This is a genomic window from Erwinia sp. 9145 (assembly GCF_000745075.1).
GTDB lineage: Bacteria > Pseudomonadota > Gammaproteobacteria > Enterobacterales > Enterobacteriaceae > Erwinia > Erwinia oleae.
The window spans coordinates 1,743,824-1,766,384 of record NZ_JQNE01000001.1 but is presented as its reverse complement, the minus strand read 5'-3'; the positions used below and the strand labels follow the sequence as shown (position 1 = coordinate 1,766,384).

Sequence of the window (22,561 nt, the reverse complement as noted above, 5' to 3'; positions counted from 1 at the left end):
ACGCCATAAATTTAATCCTCAGTGCGGTATGGCGCTAACCTTAACGTTGTAGTGTTGTTCCTGAGCCGCTGATGTTCGATAATGGGCGGCTTTTCAATTTCTCAGGCGAAATAATGACCGATTACCTGCTTCTCTTTATTGGCACAGTGCTGGTGAATAACTTCGTTCTGGTGAAGTTCCTCGGCCTCTGTCCCTTTATGGGCGTTTCCAAAAAACTGGAAACGGCAATCGGCATGGGACTGGCCACCACCTTCGTTATCACCCTGGCCTCGATCTGCGCCTGGCTGGTCAACCATCTTATTTTGCTGCCGCTCGATCTCGTCTATCTGCGCACCATGGCCTATATCCTGGTGATTGCGGTCGTCGTGCAGTTTACCGAGATGGTAGTGCGCAAAACCAGCCCGGATCTTTATCGCCTGCTGGGCATATTTCTGCCGCTGATCACCACCAACTGCGCAGTGCTTGGCGTGCCGTTGCTGAGCGTCAACCTTAACCACACCTTCCTCCAGGCGGCCCTTTACGGTTTCAGCGCCTCGATTGGCTTTTCGCTGGTAATGGTGCTGTTTGCCGGTATTCGTGAACGTCTGGTGCTGGCCGATGTACCCGCGCCGTTTAAAGGTTCATCGATTGCGCTGGTTACCGCCGGACTGATGGCGCTGGCGTTTATGGGCTTCAGTGGGCTGGTGAAATTCTGATGAGCGCCGTCTGGATTGCTATTGCGGTTTTGAGCGCGCTTGGCCTGCTGTTTGGCGGCCTGCTGGGCTATGCTTCACGCCGTTTCCGGGTCGAAGAAGATCCGATTGTCGAACAGATCGACGCCATTCTGCCGCAGAGCCAGTGCGGTCAGTGCGGCTATCCCGGCTGCCGCCCTTATGCAGATGCAGTCGGCAACAACGGTGAAATGATCAACAAGTGCGCCCCGGGCGGTGAGCAAACCATGCTGAAGCTGGCCGCGCTGCTGAACGTCGAACCGCAGCCGCTGGGCGATGAAGCCGCCCGCGAACCGGTGCGGACGGTGGCGTGGATTGACGAAGCAAACTGCATCGGCTGCACCAAATGTATTCAGGCCTGCCCGGTGGATGCTATCGTTGGCGCCACGCGCGCCATGCACACCGTGCTGAGCGACGTCTGTACCGGCTGCGATCTCTGTGTCGCACCCTGCCCGACTGACTGCATTGAAATGCGTCCGGTCGCCGCCACCACTGAAAACTGGAAGTGGGATCTTAATACCATCCCGGTCAGAGTCATTCCTGTGGAACACCATGCGTAACCTTCTCAACCTGTTTAAAAAAGAGCGGCTGTGGGATTTCAAAGGCGGCATCCATCCGCCGGAGATGAAAACCCAGTCTAACGGCGCGCCGCTGCGTCAGCTGCCTCTTCCGTCGCAGTTTATTATTCCTGTTAAGCAGCATATCGGTCACGAAGGCGAACTGCTGGTCAGCCCTGGCGATAAGGTGCTGCGCGGCGATGCGCTGACCTTTGGTCGCGGCAGAATGCTGCCGGTGCATGCCCCTACCTCCGGTACGGTTACCGCCATTGCGCCGCACATTACCGCGCACCCGTCCGCGCTGGCCGAACTCTGCGTGTTTATCGCGCCGGATGGCGAGGATCGCTGGTGCGAACGTCAGCCAATAGTGGATTATCAACAGGCAGAGCGCAGCGCGATTATTGAACGTATTCACCAGTCGGGCGTCGCCGGGCTGGGCGGTGCGGGTTTCCCTACCGCAACCAAACTCAAAGGCGGCCTGCGCGGCGTTAAGACGCTGATTATTAATGCAGCGGAATGTGAGCCTTACATCACCGCCGACGATCGCCTGATGCAGGACTGCGCCGCCGAGGTACTGACGGGCAGCCGGATACTCGGCTGGCTGCTTCAGGCTGAACGCGTGCTGATCGGTATTGAGGATAACAAGCCGGAAGCCATCGCCGCGCTGAAAATGGCGCTGGGCGACGCAAAAGATATGCAAATCCGCGTGATCCCCACCAAATACCCTTCCGGCGGCGCAAAACAGCTCACCCGCATCCTGACGGGCCTGGAAGTGCCGCACGGTGGGCGCTCAACCGATATCGGCGTATTGATGCAGAACGTTGGCACAGCCTGGGCGGTAAAACGTGCGGTTATCGACGGCGAGCCGTTGACCGAGCGCGTGGTAACGCTGACGGGCGAATCCGTCGGTCGGCCCGGCAACGTCTGGAGCCGCCTGGGCACGCCGATCAGCCATCTGCTGCACAATGCCGATTTCACCCCTGCACCCGGCCAGATGGTGGTGATGGGCGGCCCGCTGATGGGCTTCACGCTGCCGGGGCTGGATGTACCGGTGGTTAAAATCACCAACTGTATTCTTGCGCCGTCGGCCAGCGAGATGGGCGATAACGACGAAGAGAAATCCTGCATTCGCTGTAGCGCCTGCGCTGACGTCTGCCCCGCCGCGCTGCTGCCGCAGCAGCTTTACTGGTACAGCCGCGGCGGCGATCATGACAAAGCCCGCGAGCATAACATCGCCGACTGTATTGAGTGCGGCGCGTGCGCTTACGTCTGCCCAAGCAATATTCCGCTGGTGCAGTATTACCGCCAGGAGAAGGCTGAAATTCGCGCCATCGACCTTGAAGCGGAACGTACCGTGCAGGCGAAAGCCCGCTTTGAAGCTCGCCAGGTTCGGCTTGAGCGCGAGAAACTGGCGCGCGAAGCCCGCCATCAGCAGGCAAAACGCACCGTCAGCGATACCAGTCAACATGAAATCGATGCGGCGCGGGAAAGAGTGAAAGCGAAGAAACAGGCGGCCACCGAACAGTCAGCGGAGCAGCAGGCCGAGGCGCAGCACGCGCTGGCGCGTGCGCATCAGGCAGAAAAACAGTCGGAAACGGAACCCGCAACCCGCCAGGCGGGCGATCCGCGCAAGGCGGCGGTAGAAGCCGCCATTGCCCGCGCAAAAGCGAAAAAGGCAGCGGCTGAACCCGCGCCTGCTGCGTCCGGGCAGCCTGCGGTCGACGCGCCGGTCGATCCGCGCAAGGCGGCCGTAGAAGCCGCCATCGCCCTCGCAAAAGCGAAAAAGGCAGCGGCTGCGGCTGAACCCACGCCTGCTGCGTCCGGGCAGACTGTAGCCGACGCGCCGGTCGATCCGCGCAAGGCGGCGGTGGAAGCCGCCATTGCCCGTGCGAAAGCGAAAAAAGCAGCGGCTGCGGCTGGACCCGCGCCTGCTGCGTCCGGGCAGACTGTAGCCGACGCGCCGGTCGATCCGCGCAAGGCGGCGGTGGAAGCCGCCATTGCCCGCGCGAAAGCGAAAAAGGCAGTGGCTGCGGCTGAACCCGCGCCTGCTGCGTCCGGGCAGCCTGCGGCCGACGCGCCGGTCGATCCGCGCAAGGCGGCCGTAGAAGCCGCCATTGCCCGCGCAAAAGCGAAGAAAGCAGCGGCTGCGGCCGCCGAAAAGAACAGTGCAGAAGAAGCGCCCGATGCTTCCGACGATCCCCGTAAAGCGGCGGTGGCGGCGGCCATTGCCCGCGTAAAAGCGCGTAAAGCGCAGCATTCGACGCAAGAAGAGGACTAAATGGCTTTTCGTATCGCCAGCTCTCCCTACACGCACAACCAGCGTAGCACCAGCACTATCATGCTGTTGGTGCTGCTCGCCGCCGTGCCCGGTATCGTCACCCAGAGCTACTTCTTTGGCTGGGGTACCCTTGTCCAGGTGCTGATTGCCGCCGCCGCCGGGATCGGCGCCGAAGCCGCGATTCTGCGGCTGCGCCATATGCCGCTCGGTAAAACATTGGGCGACAACTCTGCGCTGCTGACCGCGCTGCTGATTGGCATCAGCATTCCACCACTGGCGCCCTGGTGGATAGTGGTGATTGGTACCGTTTTTGCGGTGGTTATTTCGAAACAACTTTACGGCGGCCTTGGGCAGAATCCGTTTAATCCGGCGATGGTGGGCTATGTGGTGCTGCTTATCTCATTCCCGGTGCAGATGACCAGCTGGCTGCCGCCGGACGCGCTCCAGTCAATCACGCCGGGCTTTATCGATACGCTCAGCATGATATTTCATGGCCACACTCTGGATGGCCACAGCATGCAGCAGTTGCAGCTTGGCGTGGACGGCGTCAGCCAGGCCACGCCGCTGGATACCTTCAAAACCGGCCTGCGTGCCGGGCACAGCGCCGACGAGCTGCGCGCGCTGCCCATCTATCATGGCGTGATCGCCGGGCTGGGCTGGCAGTGGGTAAATATGGCTTATCTGGCGGGCGGCCTGTTCCTGCTATGGAACAACAGCATCCGCTGGCATATTCCGCTCAGTTTTTTGCTGTCGCTGGCGCTGTTTTCAACCGTTGGCTGGTTCTTCTCGCCCGATTCGCTGAACTCACCGCTGGTTCATCTTTTCTCCGGCGCGACCATGCTGGGCGCTTTCTTCATCGCTACCGATCCGGTCACGGCCTCCACCACCAATAAAGGACGGCTGCTTTACGGCGCGCTGATCGGCATGCTGATCTGGCTGATCCGCAGCTTCGGCGGCTACCCGGACGGCGTGGCCTTTGCCGTGCTGCTGGCGAACATCGCCGTTCCGCTGATCGATTACTACACGCAGCCGCGTGTCTACGGCCATCGCAAGGAGAAATGATGCGGGATGCAATTCGTAAAAACGGCGTCAGGCTGGCGCTGTTCGCCGCCGTGACCACCGGCGTGACCGCCGTGATTAACGCGGTGACCAAACCCACGATCGATCACCAGACCGTGCTACAGCAAAAGGTACTGTTGGATCAGGTGGTACCGCCCTCTTTTTATAACAATGCGATTCAGAAAGAGTGTTACGTTGTCACCGATGCCGCGTTGGGCGCCGGCGCTCACCATCTCTATCTGGCGCGCCAGGACGATAAGCCGGTGGCAATTGCCGTTGAAGCCACCGCACCGGACGGCTATTCGGGCGCAATTCAGTTAATCGTCGGCGCCGATTTCAGCGGCACGGTGCTGGGCGCGCGCGTGGTCGAGCATCATGAAACGCCGGGTCTGGGCGACAAAATTGAGCTACGCATTTCCGACTGGATCAACAGCTTCAACGGTAAGCGCCTGAACGGCAAAAACGATGTGCATTTTGCGGTGAAAAAAGACGGCGGCGATTTCGATCAGTTCACCGGCGCCACCATCACCCCGCGCGCCGTAGTGAATGCGGTGAAACGCGCTACCCTGTATAGTGAAACGCTGCCGGGGCAACTTGCCTCGCTGACACCCTGTGGAGATGCCAATGAGTGAAGCCAAAGAATTGCTGGTCGGCGGACTGTGGAAAAATAACTCGGCGCTGGTTCAGCTGCTGGGCCTCTGCCCGCTGCTGGCGGTGACGTCCACCGCCACTAACGCGCTCGGCCTTGGCCTGGCAACCACGCTGGTGCTGACCTGCACCAACAGCGCCATTTCGGCCTCTCGTCGCTGGGTGCCGTCGGAAATTCGTATTCCGATTTATGTGATGATCATTGCGGCCGTCGTGAGCTGCGTGCAGATGCTGATCAACGCTTACGCCTACGGCCTTTATCAGTCTCTGGGGATTTTTATCCCGCTGATCGTCACCAACTGCATTGTGGTGGGACGCGCCGAAGCCGTCGCCTCACGCAGCAGCGTGCCGCTGTCGGCGCTGGACGGCATGGCGATTGGCCTTGGCGCCACCAGCGTGATGTTTGTGCTCGGCTCGCTGCGTGAAATTATCGGCAACGGCACGCTGTTTAACGGCGCCGATCAGCTGCTCGGGCCCTGGGCAAAAGTGCTGCGCGTGCAGGTGGTGCATTTTGACTCGCCGATGCTGCTGGCAATGCTGCCGCCGGGCGCGTTTATCGGGCTGGGCATGCTGCTGGCGGCGAAATACCTTATTGATAATAAACTGAAGGCGCGTGCGGCGGCGGCCGCCCGTCAAAAAGCACACACTCTGCCAGAAGGGAAAGCGAGCGCGTTGTGAACAGGGAAAAACGACAGCAGATACTGATCCGGCTGCGGGACGATAACCCGCATCCCACCACGGAACTGGTTTACACCACCCCCTTCGAACTGTTGATTGCGGTGCTGCTGTCCGCGCAGGCGACCGACGTCAGCGTCAATAAAGCCACCGCAAAGCTTTATCCGGTAGCCAACACGCCCGCGGCGATGCTGGCGCTCGGTGTCGACGGTGTGAAGGAATACATCAAAACCATTGGCCTGTTTAACGGTAAAGCGGAGAACGTGATTAAAACCTGCCGTATGCTGATGGAGCTACACGGCGGCGAAGTTCCGCAGGATCGCGCCGCGCTGGAAGCGCTGCCGGGCGTGGGTCGTAAGACCGCCAACGTGGTGCTGAACACCGCCTTCGGCTGGCCGACTATTGCCGTGGATACGCATATCTTTCGCGTCTGCAACCGTACCCGCTTTGCGCCAGGTAAAAACGTTGAGCAGGTGGAAGAGAAGCTGCTGAAGGTGGTGCCGACCGCGTTTAAGGTTGACTGCCACCACTGGTTTATTTTGCACGGTCGCTATACCTGCGTGGCGCGTAAACCCCGCTGCGGCGCCTGTCTGATTGAAGATCTGTGCGAATACCCGGAGAAAACGGAATAGCCGTCGGAGGCATTCTGTTAGCGATGGTTAAGACGGCGGGAAAGCCGGTCGCCCATAAGCTGAAGCAGCGTGACCAGCGCCACCAGCACGACGATCACCACCAGCATCACCTGCGTATCAAACCGCTGATAGCCGTAGCGATAGGCCAGATCGCCCAGACCGCCAGCGCCAATCGCCCCCGCCATCGCCGAGGCATTAATCATGGTTACCAGCGTAATGGTAAAACCGCTGACAATGCCTGGCCGCGCCTCGGCCAATAGCACGTGCCAGATAATGTGTCTTCGCCGGAATCCCATCGCCTGCGCCGCCTCAATCACCCCGTTGTCCACTTCACGCAGGCTGACCTCGGCAATGCGGGCGAAAAACGGCGTGGCCGCCAGCGTCAGTGGCACCACCGCCGCCCAGACGCCGTAGGTAGTGCCGACAATCAGCCGGGTTAACGGGATCAGCGCCACCATCAGGATCAGAAACGGTATTGAGCGAAACAGATTCACCAGCCAGCCAAGCACGCGATTCAGCAGCGGGCTGGCAAACAGATTATCGCGATCGGTCATCACCAGAATCACCGCCAGCGGCAGGCCGAGCAGCAGCGCCAACAGCGATGAAACGCCGACCATCATCAGCGTATCGAGTAATCCCTGCCATAAACGATCAATTGAAAGTGACATAGCCTTTCACCTCTACGGCACTTGCCAGTTGTGGATTAATATCAGGCTGGCCTGCGGTACCGAGCAGCAGCAGTTCGCCAACCTGTCGGCCCTGCACCCATTCCAGCGCGCTCTCAATAAGCACCGTTTCGGCGCCGGAGGCGGCGAGAATATCGGCCAGCGGCGGCACCGCCGCCTGCCCGTTATAGCGCAGCGTGAACAGCGGTCGGGAGCGCGCCGATACCGGCTGCGTGGTGAAGAACGACGCAAGGGAATCGGGCAATTCGTGACGCTCAGGCTTGAGCAGTATCCGGCTGGTTTCGTGCCGGGGATCGCCATACACCTGCCAGACCGGCCCCTGCTCAATGATCCTGCCCTGCTCCAGCACCGCCACCTGGTGACAGAGATCGTGAATGACGTCCATTTCATGGGTAATCAGCACGATGGTAATGCCCTGCATGCGATTGATATCGCGCAGCAGCGCGAGGATCGATCGCGTGGTTTCCGGGTCAAGCGCCGACGTCGCTTCGTCACAGAGCAGCAGCGTTGGCCCATGCACCAACGCGCGGGCAATGCCGACACGCTGCTTTTGCCCGCCCGAAAGCCGGGCGGGCCATGCATGCTGATGCGCTTCGAGTCCAACCAGCGCCAGCAGCTCATCCACTTTTCGCCGCCGCTGCGCCCGATCGATACCGGCGACGCGCAGCGGCAGTTCGATATTTTCCCGAACCGTTTTGGCCGACAGCAAATTAAAATGCTGAAAAATCATGCCGGTTTGACGACGCCAGTTCACCAGCTCGTCGCGGGAAAGGCGACTGATATCCACGCCATTCACCTGCACGGTGCCCGATGAGGGATCTTCCAGCCGGTTCAGACAGCGGATCAGCGAGGACTTGCCAGCGCCGCTTCGGCCGATAATGCCAAAAATCTCGCCGTGTCCGATGTGCAGATCAACGTTGTGTAACGCATCGATCTTCTGCCCGGTGTAGCGCTTGCAGAGCCCCTGTACCGAGACGTGCTTTGCCTGCGCGAGGGCGGTTTCATCGCCAAAACGAACGCGCATCGTTACTGGCTCCAGCCTGGCTGATAGAGCCTGCCGTAAAATTTATCCAGGCTGGCGCGAACTGCCGGTGAGTGCTGATAGATATCAACAAACTTTTTCAGGCGCGGGTCGTTCTGGTGTCCGTCGCGAATAACAAACTGAATCACATATTCAGGATGCTCAAGCCCATCGAACATCAGCGCGTTATTGGGATCGATAACGCCCGACGCGCGCAGGTAGTGCGGATAGCCCTGCGCGAGATCCACCTCCTGTAACGAGCGGGAGAGCTGCACCGCTTCCACTTCAATAATCTTCAGATGGCGTGGATTATCCACGATGTCGTCCACGGTGGATTTCAGGCCCGCGCCGGGTTTAAGGGTAATCAGTCCGGCTTTTTGCAGCAGCAGCAAACCGCGTCCGCCATTAACAGGGTCGTTCGCAATGGCAACCGTGCCGCCATCCGGGATTTGATCCAGCGCGGTGTGTTTTATGGAATACAGTCCCACGTTGTTAATGATGGCGGGCGCATACTTAACCAGATGGAAGCCGCCCTGCTGGTTGGCGTTATCAAGAAATGGCTGATGCTGAAAAAGATTCACATCAATATCGCCATTTTCCACACTCACGTTAGGCGCCGTCCAGTCGCTGAATTCGATCAGCTCAACCTTCAGTCCCTGCTTTTTGGCTTCCTCAACCGCCGTTTCCAGCGGCGGTGCAAACGCAGAGGTGGTGCCCACTTTTAGCGGGCCGCTGTAATCCGCCGCCGAGGCAACGGCGGCGCTGCCGGACAGAGCGGCAATCAAAACGAACGTCATTGCACGGGTAAAGATCATTGTTTCTCCTCATGAGCAGGATAGCGCCAGCGTGCGGCAGGATGACGCGACGAAAGCCGATCCTGATTAAATAATTTTTTACGCAGCGTGCCGGGCCGATAGGCGGTTTTATAGCGCCCGCGCTGCTGTAACTCCGGCACCACCAGTTCGATAAAATCGATATAGCTTTGCGGATTCACGATGCGGGTCAGATTGAAACCGTCGATTCCCGTTTCATCCACCCAGGCGAGCAGCGCTGTCGCCACCTGCTGCGGATCGCCGACAATGAGCGCGTAACGACCGCCCAGCGCGTGCTGCTCCAGCAACTGGCGCTTCGTTGTGCCGCTCCAGGCTCTGGCGACAGATTCAATGGCCCGCGTGCTACCGCTCACCAGGGGTTCATCCAGCCCAAGCGTTGACAGATCGACGCCGACAGAGCTGGAAAAATGCGCAATGCCCGCCTCGGGGCTGGCATAGCGAAGGTAGTGCTGATGCTTTTCGTGCGCCTCTTTCTCCGTGGGCGCCACGATAATCGCAATACCCATAAAGATTTTCAGATCGTCCGGCTGCCGTCCGGCCTCCACCGCGGCCTGGCGCAACCGCTCCACCTGCGCACGCATTGCCTGCGGCGTACTGCCGTTAACAAAAGTGCATTCGGCATGGCGCGCGGCAAAACGGATACCCCGCGCGGAACTGCCCGCCTGATAGAGTAGCGGCGTACGCTGTGGCGAAGGTGACGTAAGATGACAGCCGTCGACCTGATAAAATTCGCCATGATGCCGCACCGGATGAATTTTCGCCGCATCGGCGTAGAGGCGACGCTGCCGATCAGCCACCACCGCGTCGTCTTCCCAGCTTCCCTCCCACAGCTGATAGCTGACGTCGAGAAACTCGTCGGCCATATCGTAGCGACGATCGTGATCCGCCAGCATTTTCTGCCCCATCGCCCGCGCGGCGCTGTCCAGATAGCCGGTGACGATGTTCCAGCCGACGCGTCCGTTAGTCAGATGATCGAGGGTGGAGAAACGGCGGGCGAAAAGATACGGCGCTTCGTAGCTGAGGTTGGCGGTCAGCCCAAAACCCAGATGTTCGGTTACGCTGGCCATGGCGGAAACCAGCAGCAGCGGATCGTTAACCGGCAGCTGAATTGATTCGCTGGCGGTCAGGCCGATCCCCTGCTGATAGACATCGTAAACGCCGACGATATCGGCAATAAACAGCCCGTCGAACAGGCCGCGCTCCAGCGTGCGTGCCAGTTCGGTCCAGTAGCCAAGCGTATTGAACTCCGTTGAACGATCGTCGGGATGCGTCCACATGCCATGATGGATATGCCCTACGCAGTTCATCGTAAAGGCATTCAGCAGGATCTCTTTTGCGGGCAGGCTCACAGCGTTCCCCTCCGTGGCGGCAGTACGCCGTTCAGCACATAGTTGCCGATTATCGGATACTTCCAGCGCACCGGATCGTGCAGCGTATGGGTGCGGGCATTGCGCCAGTGGCGATCGAAATTATGCTCCGCAAGGGCCGCGCGGGTGCCGGAGAGTTCAAACAGCAGGTTGGCCGCTTCCAGCGCGCGTTCCGTTGTCCACGCGCGCGCGCAGGCAACCTGAATCGACGCCGCCGCCACGCTTTCGGCCTGCGGATCTTTTTGCGCGAAATCGATAGCGTCGCCCGCCTCATCGAGCAGCGCTTCGGCGGCCTGCAAATCTGCGGCAAGCTGCCCAACGCGATCGATGATTAACGGATCGTCGTTCGCCTGCGCAACGCCCGAATCAGGCCAGGGGCGGGCGCGGGTATTGATAAAATTGAGCATATCGCTGAATGCCGCGCGGGCAATGCCGTAATCAATGGCGGCATGCATGATTTGCGCAAACGGGCCGACGGTGGTCGGGCGCTCGAAGGCGCGTTGAAACGGCACAATATCGTCGGCGTTCACCTGTACCGCATCGAATGTCACCGTGCCGCTGCCGGTGGTGCGCTGACCAAAGCCCGACCAGTCGTCAATGACGCTGACACCAGCCTGAAAGCGCGGCACAAAAACTAACTGCTCTTTACCTTCCGCATCGCGCGCGGCGGCAGGAATGCGGTCCGCGAACAGCGCGCCGGTGGCATAAAATTTTCGTCCGTTGAGCTGATACGCATCGCCCTTTGCCAGCACGGAGGTGAAGCGATGATGAGCGGCAGGACTGCTGAACTCCGCCAGCGCGTTGCCCAGATGTACGCCCGCCAGCACCTCCTGATAAAAACGCTGCTGCTGCGCCTCGCTGCCGTTGACCCGCAGGACTTCCAGCGCGTAGAAGTGGTTTTGCGGAATTTGTCCGATTGCCGCGTCCGCCTCGCTCAGGAGGCTAATCACCTTTGCCAGCACCGCGGTCGGCACCGCCGCGCCGCCAAACGCTGCGGGAACGGTTATCGCGCCAAGGCCGGAAGCAAAGAGCGCTTCAAGCGGCTTAAAGGGCAGTTCCCGCTGGCGATCGCGCTGGGCAGAGGTGGTACGAAACACCTGCGCCAGCTCGCGCGCCACGTTAAGCGCCTGTTCCGATGTGGTAATCAGCGTGGCTTTATTTTTAGGCGTTACCTGACTGAAAGTCATACCGCTCCTTAAATCCAGGCGTGTCGCGCCGGAAAAATGCCGTTGAGGTAGTAATTACCGATTGCGTGGTATTTCCAGCGCACCGGATCGTGCAGCGTGTGCGTGCGGGCGTTGCGCCAGTGCCGATCGAGCCCATGTTCGCTCAGCGTGGCGCGGCTGCCGCCCCATTCCAGCAGTTTTTCACTGGCCTTCAGCGCAATGCGGGTGGTCAGCACCTTTGCTTCCGCCACGGCAACTGAAGCGCGCGCGGCCTCTTCTGCCGTGAGTGAGGAACCACGGCATTCATCAACAATCCGCGCGGCACGTCGCAGCAGGGCTTCGGCCGCATGCAGCTCTGTAAAGACGCGGCCGACATCGGCCTGAAGATGCGGATCGTCGGCGTTACGCTCCACGTTGGCATCAATCCACGGTCGTGAGTGGTGACGGACAAACTCACAGGCTTCATCGAAAGCGCCACGCCCGATCCCCGCGTCGATGGCTGCCTGAATAAGCTGCGATACCGCGCCGCGCAGCGACGGTTTCTCGTCCGTCGGCAGCGGAATAACCCGTGATGCGTCAACCGTCACTTCCTGAAACCGCACGGTGCCGCTGGCGGTGGTGCGTTGTCCCATACCGGACCAGTCATCAATCACCGTCAGCCCGGCACTCAGGCGCGGAACAAAAATCATCACCGCTGCGCCGTCATCGTCCAGCGCGGTGGTGACCACAATGTGGGCAAAGAGCGCGCCCGTGGAGTAGAACTTCTCGCCGGTGAGCCGCAGCCCCTCTTCACGCTGCTGCAAACGCGCGCGAACGTCGCGGGTATGGCGGGTATTTTTTTCCGGCCCGCCGTTGCCGAGCCGCTGCCCGGCCACCACCGCGCCCAGCAGATCGCGCTGTTGCGCCGCCGTTCCCTGGTCAAGAATGAACTGGATAATGCCGAAGTGATTTTGCGGGATCTGTCCCAGTGAGGGATCGGCGGCAGAAATGATGCGGAATACCTCCGCCACCGTGCGATAAGACAAGCCGCCGCCGCCCAACGCGGCAGGAACAGAGATACTGCCAAGGCCGGAGCGGCTGAACAACGCCAGCGCCTCCAGCGGATAGATGCGCTGGCGGTCGCGCTGCGCCGCTTCGCCCATTGCCAGCGCCGCCACCGCATGAGCAGCGTCGATAGCATCCTGTTCAGTGTTGATAACCTTGGCCGCGTCCGGTGACTGCCAGGGTTCGCCATGATGATGTTGCATACCGCCTCCTTTTTCCGTCACGGCTGGCGCGCGTCGGCCGGACGACGGTCGCCGCCGATGGTTTCACCAAACGGGCCGGTATTGACGATGCGCTGCGGCCTGTCGCTTTCCGCGTCCAGCGGCAGCAACGGCATCACCAGTTCGGCAAAGCGATGCGCTTCTTCAAGATGCGGATAGCCGGAAAGCACAAAGTTATCGATGCCCAGCGCCTGATATTCACGGATGCGCGCGGCAACCTGTTGCGGATTACCCACCAGCGCGGTGCCGGCGCCGCCGCGTACCAGGCCGACGCCGGCCCACAAATTCGGCGCGATTTTTAACGATTCACGCGACCCTTTATGCAGCGCGCTCATGCGCGCCTGGCCGGTGGAGTCCATGCGAGAGAAAATTTTCTGCGCGGCGGCGATGGTGTCATCGTCAAGATGCGCAATCAGACGGTCAGCCGCCGCCCAGGCTTCCTCTTCTGTCTCCCGCACGATGACGTGAAGACGAATGCCGTAAGAGAGCGTCCGCCCTTTTGCCGCCGCGCGCTCGCGTACCACCGCCAGCTTTTCAGCCACCTGCTCAACCGGTTCGCCCCATGTCAGATAGGTATCGATTTGCTCCGCCGCAACGTCAATGGCGGCATCGGACGAACCGCCAAAGTAGAGCGGCGGCCCGTTCTTCTGCACCGGAGGAAACAGCACCTCCGCGCCCTCCACCCGAATGTGCTCACCGGTGAAATCCACCTTTTCGCCCTTCAGCAGCCGTGAATAGACGTTGAGAAATTCACGCGTGACCTGATAGCGTTCGGCGTGGCTGAGGAAAATGCCGTCGCCTTTGTTTTCTACCGGATCGCCGCCGGTGACCACATTGATAAGTAGCCGTCCGCCGGAGAGGCGATCCAGCGTGGCGGCCATGCGTGCCGCCAGACTCGGCGGTTGCAGGCCGGGGCGCACCGCCACCAGATAACGCAGCCGACGCGTCAACGGCGCCAGCGCCGAGGCCACCAGCCATGCGTCTTCGCAGCTTTTGCCGGTCGGGATCAGTACGCCGTAGTAACCGAGGTTGTCGGCGGCCAGCGCCACCTGCTGTAAGTAAGGCAGATCCACCGCCCGCCCGCCTTCACTGGTGCCCAGATAACGCCCGTCGCCGTGCGTAGGAAGAAACCAAAAAACCCTGATATGTGCGTCACTCATAAACCCTTCCTGTATAACGATTCTGTCGAACTGGCGATAAGCCATCTTGCAACAACTTTTGCTCAGGAAGGCATGATATTTTTTTCTAACCATATGAATTTTAGTCGTTAAGCCTCTGGCCGGGGGTTTGTTATGTTGGGTAAAAACCATTCTGCCTCAGGAGCTGATTGTGAAAAAAATCGTGCTGTTCGGTCTGTTAAGCGCTGTTCTCTCGGGTCAGATCGCGCGGGCCGAAACCGCGCCAGAAACGGTGAATATTGGCTTTCAGAAAGCCAATATTTTTGCTTTGCTGAAATATCGCGGCACGCTGGACAGCGAATTCAAAAAGCAAGGGATTACCGTGAAGTGGATTGAATTCCCTGCCGGCCCGCAAATGCTGGAAGGGCTGAATATTGGCAGTATCGATCTGGCCGCCACCGGCGATGCCCCGCCAGCCTTCGCCCAGGCCGCAAAAGCCGATCTGGTCTATCTGGGCCACTCGCCGGCCAACCCGAAAACCGAAGCGATTGTCGTGCCGCAGAATTCGCCGATCAAAACCGTGGCCGATTTGAAAGGCAAGCGCGTGGCGTTGAATAAGGGCTCGGACGTCAACTATCTGCTGGTGCGCGCGCTGGAAGAGGCCGGACTGACTTATAAAGACATTACGCCCGTTTATCTGCCGCCTGCCGACGCGCGCGCGGCATTTCAGCGTGGCGCGGTGGACGCCTGGGTTATCTGGGATCCTTACTATGCCGACGCGGAAACCAACGCCAACGCCCGGCTGGTGAAAAATGCGGAAGGGCTGGTGCCGCACTACACCTTCTATCTGGCGAGCCGCAAATTCGCCGATACCTGGCCGCAGACCGCGAAGCAGGTGGTCGATCAGTTAGGCACGTTGAGCGACTGGGCGAACAAAAATCCGCAGGAGGCGGCAAAAATTCTCTCCACTTCCACCGGTTTGCCGCAGCCCATCTGGCAGCGTGCGCTGAGCAGGTTACCCTATGGGGCCGAACGTATGACGCCGCAGGTGTTTAAAGAGCAGCAGGCGCTGGCGGACACCTTTACCCGCATCGGCCTGCTGCCGGTAAAAATCGACGTCCGCAGCGCCACCTGGTCGCTGGACAAGAAGTAAGGCCATATTACATTTTTCACGGGAGAGTCTATGTCCACGTTTGAACAACAGCTCATCGCCTGGCGACGAGAACTGCATCAGCATCCTGAACTGTCGAACCAGGAGTTTGCCACCACCGCGCGCATTCGTCAGTGGCTGCAACAGGCGCAAATTCGCGAAATTGATATGGGATTGAAAACCGGCGTGGTGGCAGAGATTGGCGAGGGTGACAGGCTGATCGCCCTGCGCGCCGATATTGATGCCCTGCCCATTGAGGAAGCCACGTCGGTTCCCTTTAAATCATTGACCGCCGGCGTAATGCACGCCTGCGGTCATGATATTCATACGTCGGTGATGCTCGGCGCGGCGCAGCTGCTGAAAGCGCGCGAGGCGTCGCTGCCCGGCCGCGTACGCCTTCTTTTCCAGCCGGCAGAAGAGACCTTCAACGGGGCAAAACAGCTGCTGGATGCCGGCGCGCTTGAGGGCGTTCAGGCGGTTTTTGGTATGCATAATGCCCCGGAATACCCGCTGGGCACGCTGCGAACCAAAGGCGGCGCGTTTTACGCCAACGTCGATCGTTTCACCATCCGCGTGACCGGAAAAGGCGCCCACGCTGCCCGACCGCAGGAAGGCGTGGACGCCATCGTCACCGCCAGCAATATCGTCGCCACGCTGCAAACCCTGGCGAGCCGTACCTACAGTTCCCTTGAGTCGGTGGTGGTGAGCGTGACACGTATTGAAGGCGGCAATACCTGGAACGTCCTGCCGCAAACCGTGGAACTGGAAGGCACGGTACGCACGCATAATGACCGGATCCGCGAGGGGATCCCCACGCGCATCCGTCAGGTTATTGACGGCGTCGCCGCCGCGATGGGCGCGCGCGGCGAGCTGATCTGGCAGCCTGGCCCGCCCGCCCTGAATAACACCGAAGCGTGGGCTGAATTTACTAAAGCGGTGGCGGCGGAAAGCGGCTATCGCGTGGAGGACGCCGGTTTACAGATGGGCGGCGAAGATTTCGCGTTTTATCTGCAACAGATCCCCGGCGCTTTTGTCAGCATTGGCAGCGCCAGCGAATTTGGCCTTCATCATCCGTGCTTTACGCCTGACGAAGCGCTCATCGCCCCGGCGGCGCACTATTTTAGTCGGCTGGCAGAACGTGCGCTGAGCACGCTGGCGTCGTCGGGACAAACAATAACCTCCACCCTGACGCATGACGCGGAGAGCCTCTGATGCCTGAACCGATCCCCGAACTCGATCACGTGGTGATTAATGTTGCCGGTCGTCTGGATGAGGCGGAAACGCGCTTCCGGCGGCTTGGTTTCCAGCTTACCGCCAGAGGCCACCATTCGCTGGGGTCAAGCAATCACCTGGCCGTTTTCGGCGAGAACTACCTGGAGTTACTGGGCTATGGATCCGGCGCGGGCGAACAGCGCAGCGCCATCTGGACATCGCCGCCGGGCCTCAACGGGCTGGTCTGGAAAACGCAGGACGCAGATGCCGTCTGGCAACGTCTGCGTCAGCAGGATCTGGCTGGTGAGGCGCCGCAACGCTTTTTTCGCCCGGTCATTCTGCCCGACGGACACCAGCAGGAGGCGCGTTTTTGTACCGTCAGACTGAAACCTGAAAGCGTGCCGAACGGGCGCAGCTTTTTTTGTCAGCACCTGACGCCGGAGGCCGTCTGGCAGACCGCGTGGCAGCATCACCCTAACGGCGTGATTAACATCCGTGATTTTGTTATCGCCTCAGAAGCGCCCGCGCAGGCCGCGTCGGTCTACCAGCGGCTGTTTCCCAGCGCAACGCTGCATGCCGAGAACGGATCACTGCGTCTGCGGGCAGGCCGGTCTGTTGTAAGCTTTCTGACGCCCGACGCGGTGTTGAATCAGTACGGTTCTCTGCCCGACGGCTTCGACGGTTCGCCACGCATGGCGGCGCTCGGCCTGACCACGTCGTCACTGGAGCAGGCCAGAGAACGCCTGATCGATGGCGAAATCCCTTTCACCGAAGGCGATAATGCGCTATTGGTCGGCGCGGAAAACGCGTTCAACCTCGCGCTGCGTTTTCACGCGGCATAACCTCAGCGGCTGACCGGCAGCCAGCCGCTGCGCGCTTCCAGCTCAACGGCCTGCCGCAGCAACGCCTGACGATCGATTTTATTGGTGCCCGCCCACGGCAATTCAGCGACAAAGGCAATGCGCCGTGGATGCTGGTACGCGGGCGCATGCGCCAGGGCATGCTGCTTCAGCGCCTCAGCGCTCAGTGTGCTGTCGGGTTCAGGCACTACAAAGGCGACGGGCACCTGGCTTCTCTCTTCATCGGGCAGCGGCACCACGCAGGCATGCCGTACCTGCGGATGCGACTCCAGCGTTTTCTCCACCTCAGCCGGATAAATATTTTCACCTGAGCAGACAAACATATCGTCCGCGCGGCCAACAAAATAGTAAAAGCCCTGCTCATCTCTGCGCATGATATCGCCACTGTCATACCAGCCGTCGTTAAGCACCGCCGCGCTTTTTTGCGGCAGTTGATGATAACCCGGCGTGACCGCCGGATTGCGCATGCGCAGTACGCCCTGTCCGGGTGCGTCGCTGCCTGTCAGTTCGATCTCGCCCTGCGCCAGCGGATAGCCTAATGACAAAGGCGGCGTAGGAATGCCCGCCGGGTGTGGCCCGAAAACCGCCGGCCCGGCCTCGGTCGTTCCGTATCCGTGGGTGATAACAACGCCGGGAAAAGCGGTTTTGATCCGCGTCAGCAGCCCGTGCGTCATCGGGGCCGATCCCAGCATGACGCGCTTCAGCGCGCTGAAGTCATGGGCCTCCAGCAGGCGGTGATCGCGTAATAATCGGGCGAACATGGTGGGCACGGCGGTGACCACATTAATGCGCCAGGTCGACAGCGCGTCCAGGTAGCGTTCGGTATTAAAGAACGGCAGCACAACAAGAAGGCCATTCGCGGCAAACACCCGTTTGACGAAGAACAGTCCGTTCATATGAAACAGCGGCTGCGCGACCAGATAGCGCTGCTGCGGGCCATCCGCCTCAACGCCGAGCTGCGTGACCTCCAGCGCCCAACGCTGACCGGCATGGGTGAGCGGTACGCCTTTGGGACGGCCGGTTGAACCGGAGGTATACAGTATCATCGCCAGTTCGTCCGGCTGCGGCTGTACCCCGGCCCACGCCTGTGGCTGAACAGTCTGCGCAAACTCTTCCCGACGATCGAAATTTATCGTCGGCACCACGGCGTTCAGCGCCTCGTATCGTTCTTCATCCACAAAAGCCAGGCGGATACCGGCATCTTTTACCAGGTAGTGCAGCGTTTCGCGCGGGACTTTGATATTCAGCGGCACCGCCACCATACCGGCGCGCATAATGCCGAAGTAAACCGCAATATATTCCGCCCGATTCAGCGCGGCAATGGCGATGGTAGTGCCGCGATCAAATCCCTGCGCCAGAAGAAAGTGGGCAACGCCCCCGGCCAGTTCATCAATTTCGCGATGGCTGTACTCTTTCGGCTGCAACGGGTCGCGTAAATCGACGATGGCGGTGCGTTCAAGCGGCAGATGCCTGTCGATCAAATCGCCCAGGTTTTTCAGTGTGTTCATTGCCTGTCTCTCTGGTTAGTCGAGGGGAAAATGGCAGGCCACCTGGCGGTCTGCGGTAAAAGGAATAAGTTCAGGGCGCAATTGTCGGCACCGCGCCTGCGCACGGGGACAGCGGGTATGAAAGGCGCACCCTTGCGGCAGCGACAGCGGCCCCGGCACTTCACCTTCCAGTAACGCCTGCGCCTGCGGCTGACTGGGATCGGCCACCGGCGCCGCGGCCAGCAGCGCGGCGGTATAGGGATGCGCGGGATGCTGCCAGAGCGCAGCCGTTGGCCCGCTCTCTACCACCCGGCCGAGATACATCACCATGACTCTGTCGGCCAGATACTCCACCACGGACAAATCGTGAGAGATAAAGAGGTAGGCGACGTTCATACGCTGCTGAATATCACGCATCAGATTAATGACCTGCGCGCGAACGGAGACATCCAGCGCCGATACGGGTTCGTCGCAGATCACCACGTCCGGCTCCGTCGCCAGGGCGCGCGCAATGCCGATCCGCTGTCGCTGCCCACCTGAAAACTCATGGGGATAGCGGCTGGCAGACTCCGCGGGTAACCCAACCTGCTCCAGCAGCGCCTCCACGCGCCGGGCGATATCGCGACGCTGCCAGCCTGCCACCTGAAGCGGTCGGGCAATGCTGGTGCCGACGCGCTGGCGCGGGTTGAGCGAACCCTGCGGATCCTGAAACACCATTTGTACCCGCCGTCGAAACGGCAGGAGCTTAGCGTTACTCAGCGTACTGACCTCTTCTGAGTGAATTTTAATCGACCCCCGGGATGCGATAAGCCGCATTAACGCTTTGCCGAGCGTGGATTTTCCACAGCCGGACTCACCGACCACCGCCAGCGTTTCGCCCGGGAACAGCTGTAAACTGACGCCTGAAAGGGCGTAAACCGTGCCGTCTTTGGTGGGATAGCGGACGGTGAGATCGTTTGCTTCGAGAACGGGCGTCATCCTGTCACTCCTGCCTGTCGTGGCGGCTGGTGACGTAAAAGAGCGCGATCCTGCGCCACAAAACAGGCTGCCGAGTGATTTTCCGCCAGCGGCGTCAGCGCAGGCGACCGCTGAAGACAGCGTGGTTGGGCGTGTGAACAGCGGTCGTAAAAGGCGCAGCCGACAGGCAGATCCGCCAGCGCGGGCACCCGGCCAGGGATATCCATCAGCCTTTCACCGTGCTGCCCCGTTCGCGGCGTGGCACGCAGCAATCCCTGGGTATAGGGGTGCGCGGGCGAGGCGAAGAGCGTATCGACGGGCGCCTCTTCGACTTTCCGTCCCGCATACATCACGGCCACCCGCTGCGCCATTGCCGCTACCACGCCAAGATCGTGCGTAATCAGCATCAGCGCCATGCCGGACTGCTGCTGTAACTCGCGCAGCAGCGCCAGTATCTGCGCCTGAATAGTCACATCCAGCGCGGTAGTCGGTTCATCAGCAATCAACAGGGCCGGCTCGCAGGCAATCGCCATGGCAATCATGACCCGCTGGGACATTCCGCCGGAGAGACGATGCGGATACTCATCCATTCGCTTTTCGGCGTCAGGAATATGTACGCGCCTGAGCAGCGTTACGGCCCGATCGCGCGCCGTGCGCGCATCCAGCCCCAGATGCACGCGGAGCGTTTCAATCAGCTGGCTGCCGACGGTTTTTACCGGATTGAGCGCGCTCATCGGGTCCTGGAATATCATCGCCATGCGCCGTCCACGTAGCCGCTGCCGTGCGCGCTCGCTTATGGTGACAATGTCACTTCCTTCAAAGCCTATCTGACCGTGCTCTACTTGCGAAATCCGCGGCGGCAACAGGCCCATCATGGCCAGTGCGGTCAACGATTTACCGCAGCCTGACTCGCCGACTACCGCCAGCGTTTCGCCTGGCCAGAGCGTCAGAGACAAATTATCCAGCGCCACTACGCGTTGCGTTCGCGTGCGCAGCGTCAGGGTGAGATGTTGCATGTCGAGCAGCGGTTGCATTATCGCTCCCTGAGTTTCGGGTTGAGGGCATCATTAAGACCGTCGCCCAGCAGATTCAACGCCAATACGGTAAGCATGATGGCAAATCCGGGTACGGCGCAGATGTACCATGATGAGCGGATCAGCGTACGCCCTTCTCCCACCAGCCGCCCCCAGCTGGCGAGATTGGGGTCGCCGAGCCCAAGAAATGAAATGACGGATTCATAGAGAATGGCACCCGCCACCACCAGCGAGGCAAGTACGATGACCGGCGGCAGCACGTTCGGCAGGATCTCTGCAACCACCGTGCGCGTATTGCTCATGCCGCTGGCGCGGCAGGCCAGCACGAACTCACGATCTTTGAAGGTAAGAAACTCTGCCCGCGTCAGTCGGGCAATGGGCGGCCATGAAATCAACCCTACCGCAATGATAATGTTGATCATTTCCGGGCCCAGTACCGAGACCACGGTCAGCACGAATACCACGTTTGGGATCACCTGAAAGAGTTCGGCCAGACGCATCAGCAGATCGTCCGCCCAGCCGCCAAACCATGCCGCCGTCGCGCCGACGGTGACGCCAATCAGCGTGGCAGCCAGGCTTGCGCTCAGACCGATCATCAGCGTGGCCCGCGAACCGTGCACCAGCATCGCCGCAATGTCCCGCCCCAGCGAGTCCGTACCGAGTGGGTAGCGGCTCTGTTCAAATGGCCAGATTTCCGGCATCGCCACAATTCGCAGGGGATTGATCGGATAGAGCCAGTCAGCCGTCAGAGCGGTAATAACCACCATGAGCAGAATAAAGGCGCCGGTAACCGCGCCAGCGTGGCGCCCAAAAGCGCGGAGGAAAGCGAAACGCGGCGTTAACGCGCCAGGCCGCGTCGGGATAAGCGTTAGCGACATTGTCAGCTCCTTATGCGCGGATCGAGCCGCGCGTAAATCAGATCCACCAGAATGTTAATCAGCACCACCAGCAGTGAACTCAGCACCAGTACGCCCAGCACCACCGGATAGTTGCGGCTCATGACGCTGTCAAATAACACCTGTCCGATTCCTGGCCAGCTGAATACCGCCTCAATAACAATGCTGCCGCCAAGCACCGTGCCCAACTGCAATCCCAGCAGTGTGACCACCGGCAGCAGCGCGTTTCGCAGCATATGCGCAACGATCACCCGGCTGCGGCTCAGCCCCTTTGCGCGCGCCGTTCGCACGTAATCCATTTCGCTGACTTCCAGCATGGCGGCGCGCATCACACGCGCATAGGTGGCGGCATAAAACAGCCCCAGCGCCACCGCGGGCAGCACCAGGTGATGCAGTAAGTCTACGGCCTTCGCCCACGGAGAGAGGCTGACGCCGATGGTTTCCATGCCGCCGACCGGAAACCAGCCGAGCTTCACCGAAAAAAAGATAATCATCATGATCCCCAGCCAAAAGCCAGGCGCAGCAAAGCACAGCACCGCCAGCAGCGAGATGAGGGTGTCCCAGATGCTGTTCACCCTCAGAGCGGAAAGCACGCCGGCACTCATACCGATAATGACCGCCAGCGCAATGCTGGCCAGCATCAGAATTAACGTGGCGGGCAGATGCGCAAAGATCACCGCCGCCACCGGCATGTTTTGCCGATACGAATAACCGAGATCGAACTGAAGAACGGCGCCAAGGTAGTGCAGCAGCTGCGCCCACGCCGACTGATCAAGGCCGTAGAGGTGACGAAGCCGTGCGATCATCGCCGGATCGGTAACCTGCTGTTCCGCCGTCATCACATCAAGCAGGCTGCCGGGCACAAGCTTCATCAGCGCAAAATTAAGAATAACCACGCCAAAGAGCAGCGGTATTCCCTGGACGAGGCGACGCAGAATGAGACGCAACAT

At 60.3% G+C, this 22,561-nt stretch carries 22 protein-coding genes; 10 read left to right on the top strand and 12 right to left on the bottom strand.

Annotated features, from left to right (window positions below; translation table 11 throughout):
* Positions 1–113: 113 nt before the first annotated feature.
* Genes rsxA through nth form a run of 7 tightly spaced genes read left to right on the top strand, consistent with a single transcriptional unit; the run spans position 114 to position 6,559 of the window.
* Complete coding sequence (gene rsxA, locus FA91_RS08680) at positions 114–695, top strand: electron transport complex subunit RsxA (protein ID WP_034914646.1); 582 nt, start codon at positions 114–116, stop codon at positions 693–695.
* On the top strand, positions 695–1,270 hold the full coding sequence (gene rsxB, locus FA91_RS08675; RefSeq protein ID WP_034914643.1) for an electron transport complex subunit RsxB: 576 nt from the start codon (positions 695–697) through the stop codon (positions 1,268–1,270). The genes rsxA and rsxB overlap by 1 nt, the downstream gene beginning before the upstream one ends.
* On the top strand, positions 1,263–3,545 hold the full coding sequence (rsxC, locus tag FA91_RS08670) for an electron transport complex subunit RsxC (protein ID WP_034914640.1): 2,283 nt from the start codon (positions 1,263–1,265) through the stop codon (positions 3,543–3,545). Before rsxB ends, rsxC begins: the two co-directional genes overlap by 8 nt.
* The gene (gene rsxD / locus FA91_RS08665; RefSeq protein ID WP_034914637.1) at positions 3,546–4,607 is read left to right on the top strand and encodes an electron transport complex subunit RsxD; all 1,062 of its coding nucleotides are present in this window, start codon (positions 3,546–3,548) and stop codon (positions 4,605–4,607) included.
* Positions 4,607–5,236 carry an electron transport complex subunit RsxG gene (gene rsxG, locus FA91_RS08660; RefSeq protein WP_034914635.1) on the top strand — a complete coding sequence of 210 codons (630 nt, stop codon included), beginning with the start codon at positions 4,607–4,609 and terminating at the stop codon, positions 5,234–5,236. Before rsxD ends, rsxG begins: the two co-directional genes overlap by 1 nt.
* Entirely contained in the window at positions 5,229–5,930 is a 702-nt protein-coding gene (locus tag FA91_RS08655) for an electron transport complex subunit E (protein ID WP_034914632.1), read from the top strand. Before rsxG ends, FA91_RS08655 begins: the two co-directional genes overlap by 8 nt.
* Positions 5,927–6,559, top strand: a complete 633-nt coding sequence (gene nth / locus FA91_RS08650; protein WP_034914628.1) for an endonuclease III — start codon at positions 5,927–5,929, stop codon at positions 6,557–6,559. Before FA91_RS08655 ends, nth begins: the two co-directional genes overlap by 4 nt.
* Before the next feature lie 17 nt (positions 6,560–6,576).
* Here nth and FA91_RS08645 read toward each other — a convergent pair whose 3' ends face one another.
* The 7 genes from FA91_RS08645 to ssuD are packed head-to-tail and all read right to left on the bottom strand — an operon-like array spanning position 6,577 to position 14,057.
* Positions 6,577–7,227: a methionine ABC transporter permease gene (locus FA91_RS08645; protein WP_034914625.1), complete on the bottom strand. Its 651-nt coding sequence runs from the start codon at positions 7,225–7,227 to the stop codon at positions 6,577–6,579.
* Positions 7,211–8,269 carry an ATP-binding cassette domain-containing protein gene (locus FA91_RS08640; RefSeq protein WP_034914622.1) on the bottom strand — a complete coding sequence of 353 codons (1,059 nt, stop codon included), beginning with the start codon at positions 8,267–8,269 and terminating at the stop codon, positions 7,211–7,213. Before FA91_RS08640 ends, FA91_RS08645 begins: the two co-directional genes overlap by 17 nt.
* A gap of 2 nt (positions 8,270–8,271) precedes the next feature.
* Entirely contained in the window at positions 8,272–9,063 is a 792-nt protein-coding gene (locus FA91_RS08635) for a MetQ/NlpA family ABC transporter substrate-binding protein (RefSeq protein ID WP_156103117.1), read from the bottom strand.
* A gap of 14 nt (positions 9,064–9,077) precedes the next feature.
* A complete protein-coding gene (locus FA91_RS08630) occupies positions 9,078–10,448 on the bottom strand; it encodes an LLM class flavin-dependent oxidoreductase (RefSeq protein ID WP_034914620.1) in 1,371 nt (456 codons plus the stop codon).
* On the bottom strand, positions 10,445–11,653 hold the full coding sequence (locus FA91_RS08625; RefSeq protein WP_034914619.1) for an SfnB family sulfur acquisition oxidoreductase: 1,209 nt from the start codon (positions 11,651–11,653) through the stop codon (positions 10,445–10,447). Before FA91_RS08625 ends, FA91_RS08630 begins: the two co-directional genes overlap by 4 nt.
* 8 nt (positions 11,654–11,661) lie before the next feature.
* Positions 11,662–12,879 (bottom strand): SfnB family sulfur acquisition oxidoreductase, encoded by a 1,218-nt coding sequence (locus tag FA91_RS08620; RefSeq protein WP_034914618.1) that lies wholly within the window; start codon positions 12,877–12,879, stop codon positions 11,662–11,664.
* A 17-nt stretch (positions 12,880–12,896) separates the two neighbouring features.
* Positions 12,897–14,057 (bottom strand): FMNH2-dependent alkanesulfonate monooxygenase, encoded by a 1,161-nt coding sequence (gene ssuD / locus FA91_RS08615; protein ID WP_034914616.1) that lies wholly within the window; start codon positions 14,055–14,057, stop codon positions 12,897–12,899.
* Positions 14,058–14,226: 169 nt separating this feature from the next.
* Here ssuD and FA91_RS08610 point away from each other — a divergent pair, with 169 nt between their 5' ends.
* From FA91_RS08610 to FA91_RS08600, 3 genes are read left to right on the top strand one after another with little or no spacing between them, the layout of a single operon-like run.
* Positions 14,227–15,168 carry a sulfonate ABC transporter substrate-binding protein gene (locus FA91_RS08610; RefSeq protein ID WP_034914615.1) on the top strand — a complete coding sequence of 314 codons (942 nt, stop codon included), beginning with the start codon at positions 14,227–14,229 and terminating at the stop codon, positions 15,166–15,168.
* Between the two features lie 30 nt (positions 15,169–15,198).
* Positions 15,199–16,377: an amidohydrolase gene (locus FA91_RS08605; protein WP_034914612.1), complete on the top strand. Its 1,179-nt coding sequence runs from the start codon at positions 15,199–15,201 to the stop codon at positions 16,375–16,377.
* Positions 16,377–17,219 (top strand): VOC family protein, encoded by an 843-nt coding sequence (locus FA91_RS08600; RefSeq protein WP_034914610.1) that lies wholly within the window; start codon positions 16,377–16,379, stop codon positions 17,217–17,219. The genes FA91_RS08605 and FA91_RS08600 overlap by 1 nt, the downstream gene beginning before the upstream one ends.
* A 2-nt stretch (positions 17,220–17,221) precedes the next feature.
* On the opposite strand, the gene FA91_RS08595 is transcribed toward FA91_RS08600, so the two are convergent.
* From FA91_RS08595 to FA91_RS08575, 5 genes are read right to left on the bottom strand one after another with little or no spacing between them, the layout of a single operon-like run.
* Entirely contained in the window at positions 17,222–18,745 is a 1,524-nt protein-coding gene (locus tag FA91_RS08595; RefSeq protein ID WP_034914608.1) for a class I adenylate-forming enzyme family protein, read from the bottom strand.
* 15 nt (positions 18,746–18,760) lie between these two features.
* Entirely contained in the window at positions 18,761–19,702 is a 942-nt protein-coding gene (locus FA91_RS08590; RefSeq protein WP_034914606.1) for an oligopeptide/dipeptide ABC transporter ATP-binding protein, read from the bottom strand.
* Positions 19,699–20,715 (bottom strand): ABC transporter ATP-binding protein, encoded by a 1,017-nt coding sequence (locus FA91_RS08585; RefSeq protein WP_034914603.1) that lies wholly within the window; start codon positions 20,713–20,715, stop codon positions 19,699–19,701. The genes FA91_RS08590 and FA91_RS08585 overlap by 4 nt, the downstream gene beginning before the upstream one ends.
* Positions 20,715–21,593 carry an ABC transporter permease gene (locus FA91_RS08580; RefSeq protein ID WP_034914599.1) on the bottom strand — a complete coding sequence of 293 codons (879 nt, stop codon included), beginning with the start codon at positions 21,591–21,593 and terminating at the stop codon, positions 20,715–20,717. The genes FA91_RS08585 and FA91_RS08580 overlap by 1 nt, the downstream gene beginning before the upstream one ends.
* Before the next feature lie 2 nt (positions 21,594–21,595).
* The gene (locus FA91_RS08575; protein WP_034914597.1) at positions 21,596–22,561 is read right to left on the bottom strand and encodes an ABC transporter permease; all 966 of its coding nucleotides are present in this window, start codon (positions 22,559–22,561) and stop codon (positions 21,596–21,598) included.

Coding starts and splice junctions, on each gene's coding strand:
- rsxA (WP_034914646.1), top strand. CDS start 114: ATGACCGATTACCTGCTTCTCTTTATTGGCACAGTGCTGGTGAATAAC.
- rsxB (WP_034914643.1), top strand. CDS start 695: ATGAGCGCCGTCTGGATTGCTATTGCGGTTTTGAGCGCGCTTGGCCTG.
- rsxC (WP_034914640.1), top strand. CDS start 1,263: ATGCGTAACCTTCTCAACCTGTTTAAAAAAGAGCGGCTGTGGGATTTC.
- rsxD (WP_034914637.1), top strand. CDS start 3,546: ATGGCTTTTCGTATCGCCAGCTCTCCCTACACGCACAACCAGCGTAGC.
- rsxG (WP_034914635.1), top strand. CDS start 4,607: ATGCGGGATGCAATTCGTAAAAACGGCGTCAGGCTGGCGCTGTTCGCC.
- FA91_RS08655 (WP_034914632.1), top strand. CDS start 5,229: ATGAGTGAAGCCAAAGAATTGCTGGTCGGCGGACTGTGGAAAAATAAC.
- FA91_RS08645 (WP_034914625.1), bottom strand. CDS start 7,227: ATGTCACTTTCAATTGATCGTTTATGGCAGGGATTACTCGATACGCTG.
- FA91_RS08640 (WP_034914622.1), bottom strand. CDS start 8,269: ATGCGCGTTCGTTTTGGCGATGAAACCGCCCTCGCGCAGGCAAAGCAC.
- FA91_RS08635 (WP_156103117.1), bottom strand. CDS start 9,063: ATGACGTTCGTTTTGATTGCCGCTCTGTCCGGCAGCGCCGCCGTTGCC.
- FA91_RS08625 (WP_034914619.1), bottom strand. CDS start 11,653: ATGACTTTCAGTCAGGTAACGCCTAAAAATAAAGCCACGCTGATTACC.
- FA91_RS08620 (WP_034914618.1), bottom strand. CDS start 12,879: ATGCAACATCATCATGGCGAACCCTGGCAGTCACCGGACGCGGCCAAG.
- ssuD (WP_034914616.1), bottom strand. CDS start 14,057: ATGAGTGACGCACATATCAGGGTTTTTTGGTTTCTTCCTACGCACGGC.
- FA91_RS08605 (WP_034914612.1), top strand. CDS start 15,199: ATGTCCACGTTTGAACAACAGCTCATCGCCTGGCGACGAGAACTGCAT.
- FA91_RS08600 (WP_034914610.1), top strand. CDS start 16,377: ATGCCTGAACCGATCCCCGAACTCGATCACGTGGTGATTAATGTTGCC.
- FA91_RS08595 (WP_034914608.1), bottom strand. CDS start 18,745: ATGAACACACTGAAAAACCTGGGCGATTTGATCGACAGGCATCTGCCG.
- FA91_RS08590 (WP_034914606.1), bottom strand. CDS start 19,702: ATGACGCCCGTTCTCGAAGCAAACGATCTCACCGTCCGCTATCCCACC.
- FA91_RS08585 (WP_034914603.1), bottom strand. CDS start 20,715: ATGCAACCGCTGCTCGACATGCAACATCTCACCCTGACGCTGCGCACG.
- FA91_RS08580 (WP_034914599.1), bottom strand. CDS start 21,593: ATGTCGCTAACGCTTATCCCGACGCGGCCTGGCGCGTTAACGCCGCGT.
- FA91_RS08575 (WP_034914597.1), bottom strand. CDS start 22,561: ATGTTGCGTCTCATTCTGCGTCGCCTCGTCCAGGGAATACCGCTGCTC.